The sequence below is a fragment of the Xanthomonas sontii genome, from assembly GCF_040529055.1.
Taxonomy (GTDB): Bacteria; Pseudomonadota; Gammaproteobacteria; order Xanthomonadales; family Xanthomonadaceae; genus Xanthomonas_A; species Xanthomonas_A sontii.
The window spans coordinates 3630664-3652691 of the sequence record NZ_CP132342.1; the positions used below are offsets into that span (position 1 = coordinate 3630664).

18 protein-coding genes are annotated in these 22028 nt (G+C 71.2%); 10 read left to right on the forward strand and 8 right to left on the reverse strand.

Features of this window, described 5'->3' with window-relative positions; genetic code table 11:
* Positions 1-122: 122 nt before the first annotated feature.
* A complete protein-coding gene (locus RAB70_RS15250; RefSeq protein ID WP_148829895.1) occupies positions 123-1121 on the reverse strand; it encodes an LLM class flavin-dependent oxidoreductase in 999 nt (332 codons plus the stop codon).
* 606 nt (positions 1122-1727) lie between these two features.
* On the opposite strand from RAB70_RS15250, the gene RAB70_RS15255 reads away from it, so the two are divergent.
* Complete coding sequence (locus tag RAB70_RS15255) at positions 1728-2534, forward strand: glucose 1-dehydrogenase (RefSeq protein ID WP_265529400.1); 807 nt, start codon at positions 1728-1730, stop codon at positions 2532-2534.
* 119 nt (positions 2535-2653) lie between these two features.
* Here the strand turns inward: RAB70_RS15255 and RAB70_RS15260 are convergent, their stop codons facing one another.
* Together RAB70_RS15260 and RAB70_RS15265 are read right to left on the reverse strand one after the other, a co-directional pair.
* Positions 2654-3391, reverse strand: a complete 738-nt coding sequence (locus tag RAB70_RS15260; protein ID WP_148828389.1) for a sulfurtransferase — start codon at positions 3389-3391, stop codon at positions 2654-2656.
* Between the two features lie 96 nt (positions 3392-3487).
* Complete coding sequence (locus RAB70_RS15265; RefSeq protein ID WP_148828390.1) at positions 3488-3853, reverse strand: DUF6164 family protein; 366 nt, start codon at positions 3851-3853, stop codon at positions 3488-3490.
* Between the two features lie 67 nt (positions 3854-3920).
* Between RAB70_RS15265 and RAB70_RS15270 the strand changes: the two genes are divergently transcribed.
* From RAB70_RS15270 to RAB70_RS15280, 3 genes are all read left to right on the forward strand, one after another.
* Entirely contained in the window at positions 3921-4364 is a 444-nt protein-coding gene (locus RAB70_RS15270) for an FKBP-type peptidyl-prolyl cis-trans isomerase (RefSeq protein WP_148828391.1), read from the forward strand.
* Positions 4365-4377: 13 nt separating this feature from the next.
* On the forward strand, positions 4378-5637 hold the full coding sequence (locus RAB70_RS15275; RefSeq protein ID WP_148828445.1) for a TIGR03862 family flavoprotein: 1260 nt from the start codon (positions 4378-4380) through the stop codon (positions 5635-5637).
* Between the two features lie 140 nt (positions 5638-5777).
* Entirely contained in the window at positions 5778-7235 is a 1458-nt protein-coding gene (locus tag RAB70_RS15280; RefSeq protein ID WP_148828392.1) for a serine hydrolase, read from the forward strand.
* A gap of 31 nt (positions 7236-7266) precedes the next feature.
* Here the strand turns inward: RAB70_RS15280 and RAB70_RS15285 are convergent, their stop codons facing one another.
* From RAB70_RS15285 to RAB70_RS15300, 4 genes are all read right to left on the reverse strand, one after another.
* Positions 7267-9453 (reverse strand): diguanylate cyclase domain-containing protein, encoded by a 2187-nt coding sequence (locus tag RAB70_RS15285; RefSeq protein WP_148828393.1) that lies wholly within the window; start codon positions 9451-9453, stop codon positions 7267-7269.
* 139 nt (positions 9454-9592) lie between these two features.
* Positions 9593-10069 (reverse strand): GNAT family N-acetyltransferase, encoded by a 477-nt coding sequence (locus tag RAB70_RS15290; RefSeq protein ID WP_148828446.1) that lies wholly within the window; start codon positions 10067-10069, stop codon positions 9593-9595.
* Positions 10070-10086: 17 nt separating this feature from the next.
* A complete protein-coding gene (locus RAB70_RS15295) occupies positions 10087-11709 on the reverse strand; it encodes an FMN-binding glutamate synthase family protein (RefSeq protein ID WP_148828394.1) in 1623 nt (540 codons plus the stop codon).
* 150 nt (positions 11710-11859) lie between these two features.
* Positions 11860-13149: a nucleotide sugar dehydrogenase gene (locus RAB70_RS15300; RefSeq protein ID WP_148828395.1), complete on the reverse strand. Its 1290-nt coding sequence runs from the start codon at positions 13147-13149 to the stop codon at positions 11860-11862.
* 364 nt (positions 13150-13513) lie between these two features.
* Here RAB70_RS15300 and RAB70_RS15305 point away from each other — a divergent pair, with 364 nt between their 5' ends.
* Complete coding sequence (locus RAB70_RS15305; protein WP_148828396.1) at positions 13514-13837, forward strand: transposase; 324 nt, start codon at positions 13514-13516, stop codon at positions 13835-13837.
* 15 nt (positions 13838-13852) lie between these two features.
* Positions 13853-14029 carry a hypothetical protein gene (locus RAB70_RS15310; protein ID WP_010341034.1) on the forward strand — a complete coding sequence of 59 codons (177 nt, stop codon included), beginning with the start codon at positions 13853-13855 and terminating at the stop codon, positions 14027-14029.
* A 77-nt stretch (positions 14030-14106) separates the two neighbouring features.
* Here RAB70_RS15310 and RAB70_RS15315 read toward each other — a convergent pair whose 3' ends face one another.
* Entirely contained in the window at positions 14107-15087 is a 981-nt protein-coding gene (locus RAB70_RS15315) for a LacI family DNA-binding transcriptional regulator (RefSeq protein WP_148828397.1), read from the reverse strand.
* Positions 15088-15248: 161 nt separating this feature from the next.
* Between RAB70_RS15315 and ptsP the strand changes: the two genes are divergently transcribed.
* The 4 genes from ptsP to RAB70_RS15335 all read left to right on the forward strand — a co-directional run bounded on the left by ptsP (position 15249) and on the right by RAB70_RS15335 (position 21850).
* Positions 15249-17759: a phosphoenolpyruvate--protein phosphotransferase gene (gene ptsP / locus RAB70_RS15320; RefSeq protein ID WP_148828398.1), complete on the forward strand. Its 2511-nt coding sequence runs from the start codon at positions 15249-15251 to the stop codon at positions 17757-17759.
* Positions 17756-18709, forward strand: a complete 954-nt coding sequence (gene pfkB, locus RAB70_RS15325) for a 1-phosphofructokinase (RefSeq protein ID WP_148828399.1) — start codon at positions 17756-17758, stop codon at positions 18707-18709. The genes ptsP and pfkB overlap by 4 nt, the downstream gene beginning before the upstream one ends.
* A 55-nt stretch (positions 18710-18764) precedes the next feature.
* Positions 18765-20489: a PTS fructose transporter subunit IIC gene (locus RAB70_RS15330; protein ID WP_148828400.1), complete on the forward strand. Its 1725-nt coding sequence runs from the start codon at positions 18765-18767 to the stop codon at positions 20487-20489.
* Between the two features lie 92 nt (positions 20490-20581).
* Complete coding sequence (locus RAB70_RS15335; protein ID WP_148828401.1) at positions 20582-21850, forward strand: carbohydrate porin; 1269 nt, start codon at positions 20582-20584, stop codon at positions 21848-21850.
* Positions 21851-22028: the final 178 nt, after the last annotated feature.

The following is a 22028-nucleotide window of genomic DNA, read 5'->3' on the forward strand; positions in this document are numbered from 1 at the left end:
GACATACCCGGGAAAATCAAGACATCGTGAAAGCGGTGCACGGTGTGATGCCCATCAACGCAAATATGGCAATGAGCGCCCGCGCGCGTCTGCGCGTGTAGACACCCGCGCAGATATGCGCATCACGCGGCCGCGGCGACCTGCGTCCAGGCCTCCGACGCCAGTTGGAACGAGCGCAAGCGCGCCGCGTGATCGTGGATATTGGCAGTCAGCAGCAACTCGTCCGGGCGGTGCCGCGCGACGAAGTCGGACAGCCCGTGTGCGACCGCGTCGACATCGCCCAGCACCGTGCAGGCCAGTGCGCGTTCCACACCCAGCTTCTCGTGCGGCGCCCAGAACGCTTCGATGTCGTCGATCGGCGGCGGAATCAGCCCGGGGCGGCCGCGGCGCAGGTTGACGAAGCTCTGCTGCTGCGTGGTGAACAGACGCCGCGCCTCGGCCGTGGACGCGGCGGCCACCACGTTCAGGGCCAGCACCGCGTATGGCGCCTGCAGGCGCGTGGAAGCGCGGAACTCGCGGCGATACACCGCCAGCGCCTCGTCCATCGCGTCCGGGGCGAAATGCGAGGCAAAGGCGAACGGCAGGCCCATCGCCGCGGCCAGGCGCGCGCTGAACAGGCTGGAGCCGAGCAGCCACACCGGTACCTCGATGCCGGCACCGGGCACGGCGCGCACCAGTTGTCCGTCGACTGCCGGCTCGAAATAGCGCAGCAGTTCGGCCACGTCGTGCGGGAACTGGTCGGCACTGTCGAAGTAACGGCGCAACGCGCGTGCCGTGGCCTGGTCGGTGCCGGGTGCGCGCCCCAGCCCCAGGTCGATGCGACCGGGATACAGCGAGGCCAGCGTGCCGAACTGCTCGGCCACCTGTAGCGGCGCATGGTTGGGCAGCATGATGCCGCCGGCGCCGACGCGGATGCGCCTGGTGCCGCCGGCCACATGCCCGATCAACACCGCGGTGGCGGCGCTGGCGATGCCGGGCATGTTGTGATGCTCGGCCAGCCAGTAGCGGTGGTAGCCCCAGCGTTCGGCGTGCTGGGCCAGATCCAGCATGTTGGCGAAGGCGGCGCTGGTGTCGCTGCCTTCGCAGACCGGGGCGAGGTCGAGGATGGAGATCGGCATCATGGTGAGGCGGGTTCCTGCAGGCGATGCCGACGAGATGGGGGCGCGCGGCGTCGCTTGCAGGGGGCGCGACCGGAACGCTGATTTGCGCTGGATGTGGATGTGGATGTGGATGTGGATGTGGATGTGGATGTGGATGTGGATGTGGGTGTGGGTGTGGGTGTGGGTGTGGGTGTGGACAGGATGCTTGGCTGGCGGTCGTACCCTCACCCCAACCCCTCTCCCGGTGGGAGAGGGGCTTTGGCTCTTCCTTCTCCCACCGGGAGAAGGTGCCCCGAAGGGGCGGATGAGGGTACGGGCGAAGCCTCGCATCGTCAGATCCAGGCGAGCGCTGCGCGCTCCGTACCCTCACCCCACCCCCTCTCCCGGTGGGAGAGGGGCTTTGGCTTCTCCCTTCTCCCCTCGGGAGAAGGTGCCCCGAAGGGGCGGATGAGGGTACGGGCGAAGCCTCGTGTCGCCAAAGCCCCGCGAGCGCTGCGCGCCGTACCCTCACCCCAACCCCTCTCCCGAGGGGAGAGGGGCTTTGGCGAGCCCCACTACGGCGCTACCACGCCGGTTGCACGGTGCGCCGGCTACGCTGGCGCCCCCTGCTTTCTCCTGGTCGCCGCCATGCCGCTGATTCCGCCGCCCGCCCCCGTCCCAGCCCTGCCCTTACGCGACCGTGTGGTGCTGGTCACCGGCGGCGCCCAGGGCATCGGCCGCGGCGTGGTGCAGGCAGTGCTGGGCGCTGGCGGCAACGTCGTGTTCGGCGATCTCGATGCCGATGCCGGGCGTGCCTGCGTGGCCGAGCTGGACGTTGGCGAACGCCTGCTGTTCCGTCGCGTCGACGTGGCCGCCGAAGCGAGCGTGCGCCGCTTCGTCGATGCCGCGCTGACCCGGTTCGGCCGCATCGATGGACTGGTCAACAACGCCGGGATCGCCGATCCGCATACCGGCCCGCTGGCGCAATTGTCGCTGCGCGAATGGAACCGGCGGCTGGGGGCGAGCCTGGGCGGTGCGTTCCTGTGCAGCAAACATGCCCTGCCGGCGTTGCGCGACAGCCGCGGCGGCGGCGCCATCGTCAACATCGCCTCCACCCGCGCGCAGCAGTCCGAACCGGACACCGAGGCCTACGCCGCGTCCAAGGGCGGGCTGGTGGCGTTCACCCACGCGCTGGCGATCAGCGCCGGGCCGGCGGTGCGGGTCAACTGCATCAGCCCCGGCTGGATCGCCACCGACGCCTGGCGCAAGCCGAATGCGCGGCGCACGCCCAAACTGTCGCACCAGGATCATGCGCAGCACCCGGCCGGACGGGTCGGTGAGCCACCGGACATCGGCGCGCTGGCGGTCTATCTGCTGTCGGCGCAGGCCGGCTTCATCACCGGCCAGGAGTTCGTGGTCGATGGCGGGATGACGCGCAAGATGCAGTACGCCTGAGGGCGTGGGGATTGGGGATTCGTTAAAGCGGGTGTTGCCTTACCTGACGGGCCACGTGCATAGCTGGCAGCAACCCGCCTTTGCCAATCCCCAATTCCGACTCCCCAATCCCGCGGCAATCAGCCGCCCACCATCGGCTCCAACTGCGGATCCAGCGCCACGCGCTCGTCGAAGACGAAGCAGCGGCCGTCGTAGCCTTCGCCACCCACCTCCTCGAAGTAGCCGAGGATGCCGCCGTCCAGTTGCAGCACGTTGTCCATGCCGTCGGCGCGCATCCACAGCGCGGCCTTCTCGCAGCGGATGCCACCGGTGCAGAAGCTGACCACGGTGGCGTCGGCCAGCGCCGCGCGATGCGGGGCCAGCGCTTCCGGCAGCTCGGTGAACTTGACGATCGGCAGGGTCAGCGCGCCGGCGAAGGTGCCGTAGGCCACTTCCTGCGCATTGCGCGTATCCAGCAGCACCACGCGCCGGCCGGCATCGTCGTGGCCCTGGCGCAGCCAGCGCTGCAGGGTGGCCGGCGCCACCGCCGGCGCGCGCGCCGCCTCCAGCGGCGAGGCGGCGTCGCGGCGGAAGCTGATGATCTCCGGCTTGACCTTGACCTTCAGCCGCGCGAACGGCTGCTGCGCACTGGGGCTGGTCTTGACGCGCAGATCGGCGAAGCGCGGGTCGGCGCGCAGCTGCGCGTAGAAGCCGTCGATCGCCGCCGGCGTGCCGGCCAGGAACAGGTTGATGCCCTCGCCCGCCACCAGCACCGTGCCGCGCAGGTCGCCGTCCTGCGCCCAGGCGTGCAATTGCGCGGCGAGCGCGTCGGGGTCGGCGATGGCGACGAAGTGGTAAGCGGCGGTGTTGGCGATCATCGGCGCATTTTAGAGCCTGCGACGCATGCCCGCTGCAGGAAACGGCCGCCCCACCGCACACTGGCACCTCGGCGACGCGTGTTGCAGCACGCGCCGCTAGCCGCGCAGCAGCAGGAACGGCAGCAGCACCAGCGAAGCGACCAGCAACATGCCCAGCAGCGTCGCCAGCACGAACAGCGGGCGCTGCCGCAGCAGGCTGGCGAAGGTCTCCGCGCTGCCGTCGCGCAGCGCCGCGGCACGCTCGGCGCGGGCGCGTTCGCCGCGCTGGGCCTGGTACTCGGCCAGCAGCGTCTTGGCCCGCGCCTGCTCGGCGTCCTCGCGCAACCAGATGCCACCGGCGGAGATGCCGAAGGTGCCGGCGCGGGTTTCGTAGTAGCCGATGCCGGCGCCGTCGAGCAGCGCACACACGTCGGCGCGTTCGTCGTCGGGCACGTGGCGCAGATTGAGCAGCAGTTTGGCCATGCACCGCATGATAGCCGCTGCGGCGATGCGCTACCCTTGCACGCCCTGCCCGCCGTGGACGTCCCGCATGCGCCGAATCCTGCTGCTGTTGAGCCTGTCGTTGCCGGCGTGGCTGCTGATTGGCTGCACCCCGCCGGGTCCGCCGCCCGGCGGCAGCATCGCCGCGTTCCAGGCCACCGACGAGCGCGTCGGCGACGGCGCCGAGGCCCGCCCCGGCAGCCGCGTTACCGTGCACTACACCGGCTGGCTGTACGACGAGCACGCCAAGGACAAGCGCGGCGAGAAGTTCGACGCCTCGGCCGACCACGGCCAGCCCTTCAGCTTCGTGCTCGGCGCCGGCCAGGTGATCCGCGGCTGGGACGAGGGCGTGGTCGGCATGCGCGTGGGCGGCAAGCGCCTGCTGATGCTGCCGTCGGACTACGGCTACGGCGCCAGTGGCGCCGGCGGGGTGATCCCGCCGGGCGCCTCGCTGGTGTTCGAGGTCGAACTGCTCGATGTCCAGCCGCGTTGAGTCGACTGCGCCGATGCCCGCCAGCAAGCACGCCGCGCCGGTGCGCGGCCGTCTCGCCATCGTCGGCGGCGGCCCGGCCGGGCTGATCGCCGCCGAGACCGCGCGCGCCGCCGGCGCCGAGGTCGATGTGTACGAGGCCAAGGGCTCGGTGGGACGCAAGTTCCTGATCGCCGGCAAGGGCGGCCTCAACCTGACCCACTCCGATCCGTTCGAGCGCTTCGTCGCGCGCTATCGCGAGCGCGCGACGGCGGTCGGCGAGTGGCTGGCCGACTTCGATGCCGACGCGCTGCGCGCCTGGGCGCAGGCGCAGGGCGTGGAGACCTATGTGGGCAGCTCCGGCCGGGTGTTCCCGCTGGATCGCAAGGCCGCACCGCTGCTGCGCGGCTGGGTGCGGCGGCTGAAGGACGCAGGCGTGCGCTTCCACGTGCAGCAGCGCTGGCTGGGCTGGGCCGCGGACGGCGCGCTGCGCTTCGCCGGCGCCGACGGCGAGCAGCGCGTGCAGGCCGATGCCTGCGTGCTGGCGCTGGGCGGCGGCAGCTGGCCGCAACTCGGTTCCGACGGCGCCTGGCAGGACACGCTGCGCGCGCGCGGTGTGGAGGTGGCGTCGCTGCAGCCGGCCAACTGCGGCTTCGACGTGGACTGGAGCGCGCACTTCCGCGAACGCCACGCCGGCGCGCCGCTGAAGCCGGTGGTCGCGCACTGGCACGATGCGCAGGGCCAGGCGCAGTCGCTGCAGGGCGAATGCGTGGTCGGCGAGCACGGCATCGAAGGCAGCCTGATCTATGCGCTGGCCGCGGATCTGCGCGATTCCATCGCCGCACACGGCCCGGCCACGCTGTGGCTGGACCTGGCACCGGGCCGCGACCTGCCGCGGCTGCAGGCCGAACTGGGCAAGCCGCGCGGCGGCCGCAGCTTCGGCGAACACCTGCGCCGCCAGGCCGGCATCGACGGGGTCAAGGCGGCGCTGCTGTTCGAGATCCTCGGCAAGCAGGCCGGCCAGGATCCGGCGCTGGCTGCGGCCACGCTCAAGCGCCTGCCGCTGACCCTGCTGCGCCCGCGCCCACTGGCCGAGGCGATCAGCAGCGCCGGCGGAGTGCGCCTGGAAGCGCTGGATGCGCAGTTGATGCTGCGGGCGCTGCCCGGCACCTTCTGCGCCGGCGAAATGCTCGACTGGGAAGCGCCGACCGGCGGCTACCTGCTCACCGCGTGCTTCGCCAGCGGCGTGCGCGCGGGGCGCGGCGCGGTGGCCTGGCTGCAACGCGCCACGCGCTGAGCGGCGCCGGCACGCGACTGGCCGGAATGGCCAGTGACCTTCGGGCCTGTCGTCGTCGTGGCCGCACGACGTATCCCTGCACGGAAGTGACGACCGCGGCTGTCTCCCGGTTCCAGTTCACCTCCCGCCTGGAGCGACGCATGCGTCCATCGATCCTGTTATGCGCACTCGGCCTGGCCGGCAACGTCGTGGCCGCGAGCGCCGCACCCAGCGCCAGCCCGAAGATCCGGCAGGTCGAGCATGGCCTGTTGCCGGCCGTGGTCACCCAGAACCAGGCAGGCGCGCAACTGTCGCTGCGCGGCCAGATGGACGCGCTGCACGTCCCGGGCGTGGCGATCGCGGTGATCCATCGCGGCCGCGTCGCCTGGGCCAAGGGCTATGGCGTCGCCGCCACCGGCGGCGCTGCGGTCGACGCCAGGACCCTGTTCCAGGCCGGCTCGGTGAGCAAGCCGGTGGCGGCAATGGCGGCCTTGTCCCTGGTCCAGGACGGACGCGTGGCACTGGACGCCCCGGTCAATGCGCGACTGACCTCGTGGACCCTGCCCGATTCCGCCGACAGCCACGACCATCCGGTGACCCTGCGCCAACTGCTGTCGCACACCGCCGGCACCAGCGTTCACGGTTTCGATGGCTACGCCCGCGGCGCCGCCGTCCCCACCCTGCAGCAGGTGCTCGACGGCCAGGCGCCCGCGAACTCGGCGCCGGTGCGGGTGGAGGCGCCGGTCGGGGTGCGCTACCGCTATTCGGGCGGCGGCTACACGGTGATGCAGCAGTTGCTGATCGACGTCGGCGGGCAGGACTTTCCAACGCTGCTGCAGCAGCGCGTGCTGGCGCCGCTGCACATGCGCGCCAGCAGTTTCCGCCAACCGCTGCCCGCACGCGATCTGGCGCACGCGGCGCAACCGCACGATGCCAATGGCGCGCCGGTGGCAGGCGGCCCGCACACCTACCCGGAACTGGCCGCGGCCGGCCTGTGGACCAACGCGCAGGACCTGGCGCGCTATGCGATCGAACTGTGCGCTGCGCAGGCCGGCCGCGGCCGCGTGCTGTCCGCCGCCAGCGCCCGCGCCATGATGACCCCGGTGCGGGACGGCTACGGCCTGGGCCTGAACATCGGCGGCGCCAGCGCGCGCAAGTACGTCTATCACGACGGTTCCAACGCCGGCTACAAGGCCACGCTGGTGGTGTATCCGCAAGGATGCGATGGCGCCGTGGTGCTGAGTAACGGCGACCAGGGCTACCAGTTGGGTCTGGAGATCGTGCGCGCCGTCGCCGCGGCCTATGCCTGGCCGGACTTCCAGCCGATCCGGCGTACCGCCATCGCCGTGGACATCGCCGCGCAACGGCGCTTCGTCGGCAGCTTCGCCATCCCCGAGCTGGGCACGTTCCGGATCCGCGAAGCGCAGGACCGCCTGCTGGTGGAACTGCGCAAGGATCAGGCCTACCCACTGATTCCCGCGTCGGATCACGCGTTCTTCCTGAGCGCGCAGGACATCGTCATCCGCTTCGATACGCCCGGCGATGCCGACCAGGGCACGCTCGACGCCGATGGCGGTCACTATCCGTTCCGGCGCGTGGCCGCGGACACCGCACCGTAGCCAGCGCCGGCATCGCGCCGGCGGACCGCGCTCAGAGGGTTGCGATCTGCACCCGCGCCTGCGGATCGCGCTTGGCCACGTACATGGCCTCGTCGGCGCGCTGGGTGAGCAGCACCGGATCGAAACCGGGCCCGGCCTGCACGGCGATGCCGATGCTCGGCTGCAAGGGCAGGTGCCGACCACTGACCTCGCAGCCGTCCGCGCATGCCTCCATGATCCGCGCCGCGGCCGCCAGCACTTCGCGCCTGGCGTCGGCCAGGCCTTCCAGCAGCACCACGAACTCGTCGCCGCCCAACCGCGCGATGCTGTCCTGCCCGCGCAGGCAACGTTGCAGCAGCCGCGCGAAGTGCACCAGCAGCGCATCGCCGACGTGGTGGCCGAAACGGTCGTTGACGCTCTTGAAGTCGTTCAGATCCAGGAACATCACCGCCACCTGGCCTTGGCCACGGCGCTCGTTCATGCGCCGCCGCAGGGTCTGGTTCCAGGCCATGCGGTTCGGCAGCCCGGTCAGTTCGTCGCGCAGCGCGCGCTCTTCCAGCAGCCGCGCCAACCGGGTCTGCCCGGTGATGTCGCTGATCATCAGATGCAGGCCGATCCGCTGCGGCGCCAAGGCCACGTCTGGAATCAGGCTGAAATGCATGATCCGCAACGCATCGGTGGCATCGCACAGCTCGGCGTCGAACTGCGCCGGCACGCCCTGCAGCGCCGCCGGCAGGTGGGGTTGCAGCAGGGCCAGTTGCTGCGGATCCAGCACCTCGTGCAGGCGGCGGCCGATGATGCGCTCCGGCGCCAGCCCGAACCACTCCGCATACGGCCGGTTGACGAACTGGTAGCACAGGTCGTGGTCGAGGTAGGCGATCAGCGCCGGCGCGTTGTCGGCGATGGTGCGTAGCTGCGCTTCGCTGTCGCGCAGGCGGTGTTCGGCCAGGTGCTGCTCGGTGATGTCCTGGATGTGGGTGACGAAATGCAGCGGGCGCCGCTGTTCGTCGCGCACCAGCGACACCGACAGACGCGCACGCACGGTATGGCCGTCGCGATGGCGGTAGCGCTTTTCGCTGCGGTAGTCGCTGCGGCGGCCGGCGATCAACGCGGCCACCTGTTCCATGTCCTCGGCCAGGTCCTCGGGATGGGTCAAATCCTGGAAGCGCAGTTCCAGCAGCTCCGCGCGGCTGTAGCCGAGCATCGCGCACAAGGCGTCGTTGACGTCCAGCCAGTGCCCTTCCAGCGACACCAGCGCCATGCCGTGCGCGGCCGCCGAGAACGCGCCGGAGAAACGCTGCCCGGCCAGCAGCGCCGCATGCGACGCCGCGCGTTCGACGCTGACGTCGCGCATCACGCACACCGCGCCCAGGCTGCGCCCATCGCGGCCCTCCAGCCGTTCCGCATTGCACAGCACGCTGCGCGGCGGTTGTCCCTTGGCGGCGATCACCATTTCCGCATCGCGCACCGATTCGCCGCGCCAGGCACGGACCAGCGGCACCTCGTCACTGGTCAGCAGCCGCTGGCCGCTGGCGTCGAACAGGTCGAAGTACTTCGCCCACTGCTCGGGCGGCAAGGCGCGCGGATCGGCGCCGTGCCACTGCCGCGCCACCTGGTTGAACTCGCCCAGCGTGCCGTCGGCCTGGCACGACACCACGCCGTCGGGCATGGTTTCCAGCAGCAGGCTCAGCGTCTTGGCCTGGTCGTGGGCGATGCGCGCATCGCGGCGCGCCTCCAGATGCGCGGTGACCTGCCTGGCCAGGCGCTGCAGACCTTCGCGCTGGCGTGCGTCCAACTGCCGCGGACGGATGTCGATCACGCACAGAGTGCCGTAGCTGTAGCCCTGGTCGCCGATCAGCGGCATGCCAGCGTAGAAACGCAGGTGTGGCGCGCCGCACACCAGCGGGTTGCCGGCGAAACGCGGATCCAGCGTGGCGTCCGGCACCTCCAGCAACTGCGGCTCCAGCAAGGCATAGGTGCAGAACGCCATCTCGCGCGGATACCCGGTGGTGCCGGCAGGCAGGCCGCAACTGGCCTTGAGCCATTGCCGGCGCTCGTCGATCAGCGAAATCAGCGCGATCGGCACCTCGCACAACTGGCTGGTCAGCCAGATCAGGTCGTCGAACGCCGGTTCCGGTGCAGTGTCCAGCATCCCCAGCTCGGCCAGCGCGCGCAGGCGCTCGGCTTCGTCGACGGGCAGCGGCGCGGGAACGACGTCGGGGACCGAGGGCTGATTCATGCGCGGCACGCTGAGAAGGAACCGGCACGATAACGGGCGGCGGCAGCGATGGCGAGCATGCGTGACCGATGCGGCGATGCAAAAAAGCGAACGCCCTGCCCCGCCGCCGTCAGAACGCATCGGTTGTGGGATGCCTACCTCACGGCACCGCCGGCGCGGCGCGCTTCTCCATGAACACGCAATCGAGGACGATCCCGCTGGGATGCGGGTAGCTTCCCTCGCTTACCACGGCATAGCCCTGCGCAAGGTAGAACGCCACCGCATTCAGCGCCGCGGCGAGATGGATGCGCGGACACGGCGCCAGGCGCTGCTCCAGCGCCTGCAGCAGGCGCCGGCCGAGACCGCTGCCACGCAGCGCCGGGTCCACGAACAGTCCGTCGATCTCGGCACCGGCCAGGTCGACGACGCCGAAGCCGAGCACGCGACCTTCACGGTCCTCGGCGACGATCGCGCCGCCCGCAGCCACCAGACCGCAATACGATGCCGGCGGCGGCGCTGCGGACCAGCGCACGATCACCTCCGGTGGGTAGTGGCTGCTGCAGACCTCGCGCACACAGCGGGTGCGCAACGCCCACAGCGTCGGGATGTCTTCGGGCACCCCGGGCCGCAACCGTATCGGCGACGCCGCCGTGCTCATTGCGACTTGCTGTCGCGCAGGCGGCGGATCCGTTCCGGTGGCTGGAACGAATCGCTGCGCGCGTCGCCCCAGTAATCGTGGAAGACCGCATGGTCGGGCACGGTGCGCAGCAGTTCGCCCGGCTCCAGGTAGCGGTACAGCGAGGCCAGCGAGCGGATCTCCACCTGCGAGATGCGACGCAGGATGTGCTCCGGCCCCAGTTGCGACGGATGCGTCAGCCCGGCGGCACTGAGCAGTTCGCGCAGCGCCTTGAGCGTGTTGGCGTGGTAGTGCGCGACCCGGGTGGCCTTGTCGGTGGGGTCCAGGTGCTGCCAGCGGCGACGGTCCTGGGTGGCGATGCCGGTCGGGCAGCGGTCGCTGTGGCAGCTCAGCGACTGGATGCAGCCCAGCGCGAACATGAAGCCGCGCCCGGCGTTGCACCAGTCCGCGCCCAGCGCCAGGGTGCGCGCGATGTCGAAGGCGCTGGTGATCTTGCCGGCGGCGCCGAGCTTGATGCGCTCGCGGATATCCAGCCCGACCAGGGTGTTGTGCACCAGCAGCAGGGCCTCGTGCATCGGCACGCCGACGTGGTCGATGAACTCCGCCGGCGCCGCGCCGGTGCCGCCCTCGGCGCCGTCGACGACGATGAAATCCGGGTACAGTCCGCTTTCCTGCATCGCCTTGGCGATGGCGAACCACTCCCAGGGGTGGCCGATGGCCAGCTTGAAACCGGTCGGCTTGCCGCCGGACAGCTCGCGCAGCCGCGCCACGAACTGCAGCAGCTCCAGCGGCGTGGAGAACGCCGAATGCCGCGACGGCGACACGCAGTCCTGGCCCATGGCGACGCCGCGGGTGGTGGCGATCTCCGCGCTGACCTTGGCCGCCGGCAGCACCCCGCCGTGGCCCGGCTTGGCGCCCTGCGAGAGCTTGATCTCGATCATCTTGACCTGCTCCAGCGTCGCGTTGGCGACGAAGCGCTGCGGGTCGAAGCGCCCCTCCTCGTCGCGGCAGCCGAAGTAGCCCGAGCCGATCTCCCACACCAGATCGCCGCCGCACTCGCGGTGGTAGGGCGAGATCGAGCCCTCGCCGGTGTCGTGGTAGAAGCCGCCCTGGCGCGCGCCGGCGTTGAGCGCGCGGATGGCGTTGGCCGACAGCGCGCCGAAGCTCATCGCCGAGATGTTGAACACGCTGGCCGCGTACGGCTGCGCGCAGCCGGCGCCGATGGTGACGCGGAAGTCGTGGTCGGCGATCTCGCTGGTGGCCAGCGAATGGTTGATCCATTCGTAGTCCGGCGCGTAGGTGCTGCGCTGGGTGCCGAACGGCACCACGTCCATCACGTTCTTGGCGCGCTGGTAGACCAGGGCGCGCTGCTGCCGCGAGAACGGCGCCTCCTCGATGTCGCTCTGCAGGAAGTACTGACGCATCTCCGGGCCGACCGATTCCAGGCCGTAGCGGAAATGCGCCAGGATCGGGTAGTTGCGGCGCAGGGTGCTGCGGGTCTGCAGCAGGTCCACGGTGCCCAGCACCGCCAGCACCGCGAAGGCGGCCACGCCCCAGCCCCACAGCGGCCAGATCGCGCACAGGGCGATGGACAGCGCCAGCAGCACGCAGCTGGCGATATAGGCTAGGTAGCGGTGCATCGCGGTCCTCGCAGGCGTCGTAAGCCGGCGAGTGTAGAGGGTGTCGCGGCCATGGCGTTGCAACCGCCGTCGGAGCCGCTTGGCGCAGGTACAGCCAGCGCATGCCAATGCACCGGTGACACCAGACGGTACGCGCGCCCGAGAACTGCGCTACAGCCGGTCGTCCACCGCCGCGCGCGGCCACACCGACTTGACGTCGTAGACCACCAGATCGGGCGTGCCGAGCGCGCGGATCTGCGCCGCGTCCAGGTCACGGTAGGCCGCGTGCGCCACCGCCAGCACCACCGCGTCGTAGCGGCCGGGCACCGGTTCTGGCAGCAGCTCGACGCCGTGCGCCTGCGCCGCCTGCGGATCGGCCCAGGGATCGCAGGCGTCGACGCGGGCGCCGGCCGCGGCCAGCGCCTGCACCAGCTCCAGCGCGCGGCTGTTGCGCAGGTCCGGGCAGTTCTCCTTGAAGGTGACGCCGAGCACCAGCACGGACGCATCGGCCATCGCCACGCCCTTGCCGGCCAGCAGTGCCTGCACCCGCGCGGCGACATGCGCGCCGACCCGGTTGTTGACCTGGCGCGCGGTGTGGATCAGGTCCGGGTGGTAGCCCACGCTCTCGGACTTGTGCAGCAGGTAGTACGGATCCACGCCGATGCAGTGGCCGCCGACCAGGCCCGGCCGGAACGGTAGGAAGTTCCACTTGGTGCCGGCCGCGTCCAGCACGTCCTGGGTATCGATGCCGAGGCGGTCGAAGATGAGGGCGAGTTCGTTGACCAGGGCGATGTTGACGTCGCGCTGGATGTTCTCCACCACCTTGGCCGCCTCGGCCACGCGGATCGACGGCGCGCGCCAGGTGCCGGCCGCGATGATGCCGGCATACAGCGCGTCCACCGCATCGGCGGCGGCCGGGTTTGAGCCCGAGGTGATCTTGCGGATGTCGGCCAGGCGCCGCTGGCGGTCGCCGGGATTGACCCGCTCCGGGCTGTAGCCGCAATGGAAGTCGACGTCGCAGCGCAATCCCGAGCCCTGCTCCAGCAGCGGCACGCAGACTTCCTCGGTGGTGCCCGGGTAGACGGTGGACTCGTAGATCACCAGGTCGCCGCGCTTGAGCACGCCGGCCAGCAACTCGCTGGCCTGGCGCAGCGGCTGCAGGTCGGGCTGTTCGTGCGCGTCGATCGGGGTCGGCACGGTGACGATGTACACGTTGCGGTCGCGCAGCGCCGCCGCGTCGTCGCTGTAGCGCAGGTGCACGCCGGCGCGCAGTTCCTCGGCCTCCAGTTCCAGGGTCTGGTCGTGCCCGTCGCGCAGTTGCGCCACGCGCTGCGCATCGATGTCGTAGCCGAGCGTGTCGTGGCGGGCGCCGAACGCCACCGCCAGCGGCAGGCCCACATAACCGAGGCCGATCACGGCGATGCGCGGCGGCGCGGAATCGAGCACGGAAGCAACGGGCATGCCAGTCCTTTGCTGGCACCAGCGGCGGCGGCCGTCGGCGCGTGAGGGGGAAACGGGGTGCCCGCGGACGCGGACCTCGTGCATGGTAAGCCGCTGCAGCGGCGCGGACCAGATGGCTCGGCGGAACGCCAGGGTCGCAGATGCGCGCCTCGCATTCACACGCCGCGTCGGCCTCCTTCACAACGCTGCGTGTGAAAGGCGGCGTCCAACATCACGCTTTGTGGCCGTGTGAGCGCGCGTCTTGTCATGCACACCACATGAGCACCACCTCACCTTTACGCACCGCGGCCTAGGGTGATGGAGCGGTGGCTGCCAGGGGGGCACCCTCCGCCTCCCTCTTTCCTCTCACTCAAGGAGAACTCGCGTGAGTCACGCTCCGAGCCTGCTCGTGGATGTCGAAGCCGAATTGGCGCATTGGAAGGCGCTGCACGCGGCGGGCAAACTGGGGTCGCAGTCGTTCAGCGAACATGCGCGCCTGATCAAGATGGCCTGCGATGTGTTTCTGCAGTTGCCGCGCGAATCCAACGACGTGCGATTGCAGCGCCTGCGTCAGCGCTACGACGCCGAACACCCCTGGCCGCGCATCGCCTGGAGCGATGCCGAAACCCTGGTCGTCGCCTGCTGGGCGCGCCTGGACGGCTCCGAGCAGCACGACCGCCATCCGGATCCGGCGCCCACCGCCGCCTGATCCAGGAGGTTCGTCATGTCCCCGCCCGCCAACCGCGACAACGCCCACGACTCCCAGCAACGCAGCCACACGCCGGACAAGATCCACAACGACGACGCGCAGTGGAAGGATCGCGACCAACCCGATAGCGACCCCAAGCGCGACCACGCCGATCCCGAACACGACTATCCGCGGCCGGACGGCAGCGAGTAAGGACGCCACGACTCCCGCTGCGGCACACCACGGTCGCCGCAGCGGCACCCCTGCCCAACCGCACCGAACGCCGACGGTCAGCGCAGGCTCGACCCGCGCACGATGCAGCGGCCACTGAGCACCACCTTGCGGGTCGGCTGCGTCGGCGCGTTCATCCGCTCCAGCAGCAGCGACATCGCGGTGCGGCCCATCTCTTCCACCGGCTGTTCGATCACGGTGATGCCGGGTTCGACCAGGTCGGTCCAGCTTTCGTTGTCGAAGCCGGCCAGCGCCAGATCCTGCGGAATGCGCAGGCCGGCCGCGCGCGCGGCCTTCAGCGCGCCCATCAGCAGCAGGCTGTTGCTGGCCACCAGCGCGTCCGGTCGCGACGTCTGCGCCAGCCAAGCCTGGACCTCGGCGATCGCCGCCTCCGCGCTCGGTGCCACCTCGCGGTAATCGGGCGTCAGCCTGTGCCCGCGCATCGCCTCCAGATAGCCGTCGCGACGCTCGGCGGCAGTGCTGCTGGTCTTGCCGAACAGGCCGCCGATGCGGCGCACGCCGCGGCCGACCAGGTGATCGACCAGCGCCGCCATCGCCGCGGCGTTGTCCAGCACCACGCTGTCGTGCGCGCCGCTCTTGCCGGCGCGGTCCAGCAGCACCACCGGATGATCGAAGCTCAACTTGCCCAGTTGGCTCTGGGTGGTGCGGGTGGGGGCGAAGATCAGCCCGCTGACCCGCTCTTCCTGCATCAGTTGCAGATACAGCGCCTCGCGCTGCGGATCCTCGTCGGTATTGCACAGGATCACGCGCATGCCGGCGCGGTAGGCCACGTCCTCGACTGCGCGAATGGCCGCGGTGAAGAACGGATTGCGGATGTCGGCGACGATCAGCCCCACCACCCCGGAGTGCTGCGAGCGTAGCCGCCTTGCCATCAGGTTGGGGCGGTAGCCGGTCTCGCGCACCGCCGCTTCCACCCGCGCCCGCACCTCCTCGCTGACCGGGCCGTGGCCCAGTGCGCGCGACACGGTCGAGGTCGAGACGCCGGCGACCCGCGCCACGTCGTGGATGCTGACGCTCACTGGCAACGTTCCCGCTTGTTTTCCATGTCGACCCCCTGTCGTGTGGCGCCACCAGATAGTAGCACCAGGCTTTTCCGAAAGAATTGTGCACTGCACATTGACGATTGACTGGGAACGTTCCCACACTGCGCCCACTCGTCGCCCACCTTCAAGGACTCCGCGTGTCCCAGACGCCCTCCTCCTCCCTGGTTTCCAGCGACCTGGTCCGGGTCGATGCCCAGGCCCACGACAAGGCCGACGCGATCGCCCAGGCGGCGCAGTTGCTGGTCGCCGCCGGCTGCGTGCCGCCGGCCTACGAGGCCAGCATGCTGCGCCGCGAAGCGCTGGCCAACACCTTCCTGGGGCATGGCGTGGCGATCCCGCACTGCACCGGTGAGGACCGCCACCTGGTGCGCCGCGACGGCATCGCGGTGCTGCAGCTGCGCGACGGCGTGGAGTGGAACCCGGGCCAGACCACCCACCTGGTGGTCGCCATCGCCGCCCAGTCCGACACCCACATCACCGTGCTGCGGCGCCTGACCCGGCTGATCCAGGATCCGCCCAAGCTGGAGGCGCTGTTCGCCAGCAACGACCCGCAGGCGATCGTCGCCGCCCTGAGCGAGGATGCGGCCGCCACTGCGCCCGCCGCTCCGGCCAGCGACCTGGCCGAGCGCTTCGACTGGACCGTGCGCTACCCCACCGGGCTGCACGCGCGCCCGGCCACGCGCTGGGTGGAAACCGCGCGCGGCTTCGCGGCCCGCATCCAGGTGCGCGCCGGCGACCAGGTCGGCGACGCCAAGAACCTGGTGTCGCTGCTGCAGCTGGGCCTGCACGCCGGCGACACCGTGACCATTTCGGCCGAAGGCCAGGACGCCGCCGCGGCGCTGGCACGGCTGCGCAGCGTGATCGACGGCCTGACCGCGCAGGAGCAGGCCGATGCCGACGCCGCGGCGCAACGTCGCGCCGCGCCGGTCGCCGGCTGGACCCCGCCGCAGGCGCAGCCGGCCATCGTCGGCATCGGCGCCAGCCCCGGCCTGGCGATCGGCGTGGTGCACAAGCTGGCCGGCCACGACGTCGCGGTGGCGGACACGCCCGTGCCGCTGAGCGACGGCGGCGCCCTGCTGCACGACGCCCTGCAGCGCACCCGCACGCAACTGCAGGCCATCGAGGAGGACACCCGGCGCCGCCTCGGCGCCGGCGATGCGGCGATCTTCCGCGCCCAGGCCGAACTGCTCAACGACACCGACCTGATCACCCTGGCCTGCCAACTGATGGTCGAGGGCCACGGCGTCGCCTGGTCCTGGCAGCAGTCGGTGGAGCGCCTGGCCAACAAGCTTTCGGCGCTGGGCAATGCGGTACTGGCCGGACGCGCCAGCGACCTGCGCGACGTCGGCCGCCGGGTGCTGGCGCACCTGGATCCGAGCCTGGCCGGCGGCAGCCTGGCGCAGTTGCCGGCCGCCCCGTGCATCCTGCTCGCCCACGACCTGTCGCCGTCGGACACCGCCAACCTCGACACCGCGCGCGTGCTAGGCCTGGCCACCGCCGTGGGCGGACCGACCTCGCACACCGCGATCCTTTCGCGCACCCTCGGCCTGCCGGCACTGGTCGCCGGCGGCGCCGACCTGCTGGACCTGGAGGACGGCGCCACCGTCATCGTCGACGGCAGCAGCGGCCGCCTATATCTGGCGCCGTCGGAGGCCGACCTGGCCTCGGCCCGCGCCTACATCGAGGAACAGCAGCAACTGCGCGCGCGCGAGGCCGAGCAGCGCAACCAGCCGGCACAGACCGAAGACGGCCATCGCCTGGAGATCGGCGCCAACGTCAACCTGCCCGAGCAGGTCGCCGCGGCACTGGCGCAGGGCGCCGAGAGCGTGGGCCTGATGCGCACCGAATTCCTGTTCCTGGAGCGCGGCAGCACCCCCAGCGAGGACGAGCAGTACGCCACCTACACGGCGATGGCGCAGGCGCTGGACGGCCGCGCGCTGATCGTGCGCGCCCTGGACATCGGCGGCGACAAGCAGGTCGCGCACCTGAACCTACCGCGCGAGGACAACCCGTTCCTGGGCGTGCGCGGCGCGCGCCTGCTGCTGCGCCGCGCCGACCTGCTGCAACCGCAGCTGCGCGCGCTGTACCGCGCGGCCAAGGACGGCGCGCGCCTGGCGATCATGTTCCCGATGATCACCTCGGCGGCGGAACTGCTGACGCTGCGCGCCGAATGCGAGCGCCTGCGCGCGGAGCTGCAGGCGCCGGAGGTGCCGCTGGGCATCATGATCGAAGTGCCGGCGGCGGCGATCCAGGCCGATGCGCTGGCCAAGCACGCGGACTTCTTCTCGATCGGCACCAACGACCTGACCCAGTACACCCTGGCCATCGACCGGCAGAACCCGGACCTGGCCGCCGAGGCCGACAGCCTGCACCCGGCGGTGCTGCGCCTGATCCGCACCACCGTCGAGGGCGCGGCGCGCCACGGCCGCTGGGTCGGCGTGTGCGGCGGCCTGGCCGGCGATGCGTTCGGCGCGGCCCTGCTGGCCGGCCTGGGCGTGCACGAGCTGTCGATGACCCCCAACGACATCCCCGCGGTGAAGGCACGCCTGCGCGGCAGCCGCCTGGACGCGCTGCAGGCGCTGGCGCAGCGCGCGCTGGACTGCGAAAGCGCGGCGGACGTGCGCGCGCTCGACGGAGCCGACGCATGAGCGTCGATGCCGTCACCGTCACTCTGAACCCGGCGATCGACCTGACCGTGGCGATCGACCGGCTGCAACCGGGCCAGGTGCACCGTGCGCGCAGCGCCCACGCCATCGCCGGCGGCAAGGGCATCAACGTCGCCGCCTGCCTGGCCGATGCCGGCCTGTACTGCGCCGCGCTCGGCGTGCTCGGCGCCGGCAATGCGCCGGTGTTCGAAACCCTGTTCGCCGACCGCGGCATCGACGATCGCTGCCTGCGCGTGCCCGGCGACACCCGCAGCAATCTCAAGCTGGTCGCCGCCGACAGCGGCGCCACCACCGATATCAACCTGCCCGGCCTGGCACTGGACCAGGCCCAGCTCGATACCGTCGGCGCGCGCCTGGCCGAGCTGCTGCGTCCCGGCCTGCCGGTGGTGCTCAGCGGCAGCCTGCCGGCCGGCCTGGCCGAGGACACCTGGCGGCACCTGCAGGCGCAGGCCGCCGCCGCCGGCGCGCGGGTGCTGCTGGACACCAGCGGTGCGCCGCTGCACGCCGCCCTGGATGCGCCGCGCGCGCAACTGCCGTTCGCGATCAAGCCCAACCGCCACGAGCTGGAGGAATGGGCCGGCGCGCCGCTGGCGAGCACCGCCGAGCTGCTCGGCGCCGCGCGCGCGCTGCTGGCGCGCGGCATCGGCCTGGTCGTGGTGTCGCTGGGCAGCGATGGCGCGCTGTTCGTGCGCGGCGAGCAGGCGCTGCTGGCGCAGCCGCCGCAGCTGACCGGCGGCAGCAGCGTCGGCGCCGGCGATGCGATGGTCGCCGGCCTGGTCGCGGCCTTGCGTGCCGACGCCGACCTGGCCACCTGCGCGCGCCAGGCCACCGCCTTCGCCGTGGCCACCCTGGGCAGCGGCGTCGCCCGCCGCCTGCCGCGCGAGCGCCTGGCCGACCTGGCCGCCGCGGTCCGCGTGGAGACCCTGGCATGACTTCCGCCGCGTCGCTGCCATGCGCCGCGTCCTCTTGCGCTCATCGGGAGCCCGCATGAATCCGATCCTCGTGGTGATCGCCGCCGGCGATCGCAGTACCGAAGCCGTCCTCGCCGCCGAAGCGCTGCGCCATGCCGCCACGCTGCGGGGCGCGACGCTGCAGGCCGAGGTGCGCACGCCGCAGGGCGTGATCGCGCCGCTGAACCTGGCCGCCATCCCCGCCGCCGCGCCGCTGCTGCTGGTCGGCGACAGCGACGTCGATGCCGCCCGCTTCGCCGGCCGCAGCGTGCAGCGCAGCAGCCTGGACGCGGTGCTGGCCAATGCCGGCGCGGTGCTGGCGCCGCTGCTGAGCGCGGCCACCGCCACCGCAGGCGCGGCCGCTGTCGGCGGCCCCGAGGGCGCCGGCAAGCGCATCGTCGCCATCACCTCCTGCCCCACCGGCATCGCCCACACCTTCATGGCCGCCGAAGGCCTGCAGCAGGCGGCCAAGGCGCTGGGCCACCAGATCCGGGTGGAAACCCAGGGCTCGGTCGGCGCGCAGGACGCGCTCAGCGCCGAGGAGATCGCCGCCGCGGACCTGGTGCTGATCGCCGCCGACCGCGAGGTCGATCTGGGCCGCTTCGGCGGCAAGCGCCTGTTCAAGAGCGGCACCAAGCCGGCGATCAACGATGGCCCGGCACTGATCCGCAAGGCCCTGGCCGAGGCCAGCGTGCACGCCGCCGGCAATGGCGGCAGCGCCCCGGCCAAGGCCCAGGGCGGCCGCTCCGCCGGCCCCTACAAGCACCTGATGACCGGCGTGTCGTTCATGCTGCCGTTCGTCACCGCCGGCGGCCTGCTGATCGCGCTGGCGTTCGCGCTCGGCGGCATCTACGCCTTCGACGACGCGCACAAGGGCACGCTGGCCTGGTCGCTGTTCCAGATCGGCGCCAAGGCCGGCTTCACCCTGATGGTGCCCGCCCTGGCCGGCTACATCGCCTACTCCATCGCCGACCGCCCCGGCATCGCCCCCGGCATGATCGGCGGCATGGTCGCGGCCAACCTCGGCGCCGGCTTCATCGGCGGCATCCTCGCCGGGTTCATCGCCGGCTACGGGGTGGCCGCGCTGAACCGGGCGATCAAGCTGCCGCGCACGCTCGAGGGCCTGAAGCCGGTGCTGATCCTGCCGGTGCTGGGCACCCTGCTGGTCGGCCTGGCCATGCTCTACGTGGTCGGCCAGCCGGTGGCCGAACTGCTGGCCTGGCTCACCGAATGGCTGCGCGGCATGCAGGGCAGCAGTGCGGTGCTGCTGGGCCTGCTGCTGGGCGCGATGATGGCCTTCGACATGGGTGGGCCGGTCAACAAGGCCGCCTATGCCTTCTCCACCGGCCTGATCGCCAGCCAGGTGTACACGCCGATGGCCGCGGCGATGGTCGCCGGCATGACCCCGCCGCTGGGCATCGCCCTGGCCACCTGGGTGTTCCGCAACCGCTTCACCCAGGACGAGCGCGGCAGCAGCGCCGCCACCGGCGTGCTCGGCCTGGCCTTCGTCACCGAGGGCGCGATCCCGTACGCCGCACGCGACCCGCTGCGCACCATCCCCGCGCTGATGCTCGGCTCGGCGCTGGCCGGCGCGATCTCGATGGCCGCCGGCGCAGAACTGAAGGTGCCGCACGGCGGTGTGTTCGTGCTGCCGATCCCCAACGCGGTCAGCCACCTGGGCATGTACCTGGTGGCGCTGCTCGCCGGCACCGTGGTCACCGCGGTGGCGCTGCGGGTGCTGAAGAAGCCGGTTCTCGCCTGATCCCGTCCATGCGCCGGCGCGTCGCCATGCGATGCCCCTCCCCCCGTCGCCGCTGGCGGCGCGCCGGCCTTTCCCTGCTGAGGAGTTCCGCCATGTCCCGTCCCCTCGTCTCGTCCCTGCCCCTGGCCACCCTGGCGCTGGCGCTCGCCGCACCGCTGGCCCATGCCCAGGACGCCAGCGACGCCTTCAAGCTCAAGCTCGCCTACACCGGCGAAGGCGCCGTGTCGCTGGACGGCGGCAAGCATGAGGGCAGCGCCTACGCCGGGCAGCTGATGTTCGGCACCGACGTGGACCTGCAACGGCTGATGGGCTGGAACGGCGCCACGCTGAAGGTCTACGGCATCAACCGCCACGGCACCAACCTGGCCAACGGCAACATCGGCAACAGCACCTCGGTGCAGGAAATCTACGGCGGCCAGGGCACCCGCCTGGCCAATTTCACCATCGACCAGAAGCTGTTCAATGACCGCCTGGAACTGGAGGCCGGCCGCAGCGTGGCCAACATCCACTTCCTGGGCTCGGAGCTGTGCGGCTACTTCCAGGGCAACTCGGCCTGCGGCAACCCGACCTTCGTGTTCCGCACCAGCAACTTCACCTACTGGCCGGTGTCCAGCTGGGCCGCGCATGCCAAGGCCTGGGTGACTCCGAACGTGTATGTCCACGTCGGCGCCTACGAGGTCAACCCGATCCAGGCCGAACGCGGCCAGCACGGCCTGAACTGGAGCACCAACGACAGCACCGGGGTGATCGTGCCGTATGCGATCGGCTACAACACCCAGGCCAGCGGCGCGCGCCTGCCGGCGATGTACGAGCTCGGCGGCTGGCAGGACAATTCGGACTACCGCGATCCGCTCAACGACCGCAACGGCAACCCGGCGCGGCTGAGCGGGCTGGACTACGCCACCCGCAGCGGCCGCTCCGGCGCGTTCTTCCGCTTCGAACAGCAGGTCACCCGCCCCGATCCGGACAGCAATCGCGGGCTGGTGCTGTTCGGCTCGGTGCTCAAGGGCACCTCCGGACAGTTGATCGAAGACCATTTCCTGGAACTGGGCCTGGTCCAGCGCGGCACTTTCGCCAGCCGCCCGCAGGACAACATCGCCTTCGTCGTCACCCAGCAACACTACAGCGACGACGCCCTGGAAGACTTGCGCCTGGCCCGCGCCGCAGCCGGCGGCAGCGGCACCCCGCACCGGTCGCAGACCATGATGGAACTGAGCTACGGTATCCAGGTCACCCCGCAACTGCGCATCGCCCCGAACCTGCACTACATCGTGCACCCGGACCAGTTCAACGAGCCGGCCCGTACTCGCGACCTGCCCAATGCATTGGTGGCTGGGTTGCGGCTGGATTGGGCGCTCTGAGGGGCCGGGATTTGGGAGTCGGGATTGGGGATTCGCAAAGGCGGGCGGACTGCGGCCTGAAAGTTTGCGTGCAGACGCGGCGCGCGGTCTGGCGCTGACAGCATCAGTGCAAACCGATCGTGTCGGCGCATGATGCCGACATGATCTCCGCTCAATAACGGCACGTTGAACGCACGAG

Coding starts and splice junctions, on each gene's coding strand:
- RAB70_RS15250 (WP_148829895.1), bottom strand. CDS start 1,121: ATGATGCCGATCTCCATCCTCGACCTCGCCCCGGTCTGCGAAGGCAGC.
- RAB70_RS15255 (WP_265529400.1), top strand. CDS start 1,728: ATGCCGCTGATTCCGCCGCCCGCCCCCGTCCCAGCCCTGCCCTTACGC.
- RAB70_RS15260 (WP_148828389.1), bottom strand. CDS start 3,391: ATGATCGCCAACACCGCCGCTTACCACTTCGTCGCCATCGCCGACCCC.
- RAB70_RS15265 (WP_148828390.1), bottom strand. CDS start 3,853: ATGGCCAAACTGCTGCTCAATCTGCGCCACGTGCCCGACGACGAACGC.
- RAB70_RS15270 (WP_148828391.1), top strand. CDS start 3,921: ATGCGCCGAATCCTGCTGCTGTTGAGCCTGTCGTTGCCGGCGTGGCTG.
- RAB70_RS15275 (WP_148828445.1), top strand. CDS start 4,378: ATGCCCGCCAGCAAGCACGCCGCGCCGGTGCGCGGCCGTCTCGCCATC.
- RAB70_RS15280 (WP_148828392.1), top strand. CDS start 5,778: ATGCGTCCATCGATCCTGTTATGCGCACTCGGCCTGGCCGGCAACGTC.
- RAB70_RS15285 (WP_148828393.1), bottom strand. CDS start 9,453: ATGAATCAGCCCTCGGTCCCCGACGTCGTTCCCGCGCCGCTGCCCGTC.
- RAB70_RS15295 (WP_148828394.1), bottom strand. CDS start 11,709: ATGCACCGCTACCTAGCCTATATCGCCAGCTGCGTGCTGCTGGCGCTG.
- RAB70_RS15300 (WP_148828395.1), bottom strand. CDS start 13,149: ATGCCCGTTGCTTCCGTGCTCGATTCCGCGCCGCCGCGCATCGCCGTG.
- RAB70_RS15310 (WP_010341034.1), top strand. CDS start 13,853: ATGTCCCCGCCCGCCAACCGCGACAACGCCCACGACTCCCAGCAACGC.
- pfkB (WP_148828399.1), top strand. CDS start 17,756: ATGAGCGTCGATGCCGTCACCGTCACTCTGAACCCGGCGATCGACCTG.
- RAB70_RS15330 (WP_148828400.1), top strand. CDS start 18,765: ATGAATCCGATCCTCGTGGTGATCGCCGCCGGCGATCGCAGTACCGAA.
- RAB70_RS15335 (WP_148828401.1), top strand. CDS start 20,582: ATGTCCCGTCCCCTCGTCTCGTCCCTGCCCCTGGCCACCCTGGCGCTG.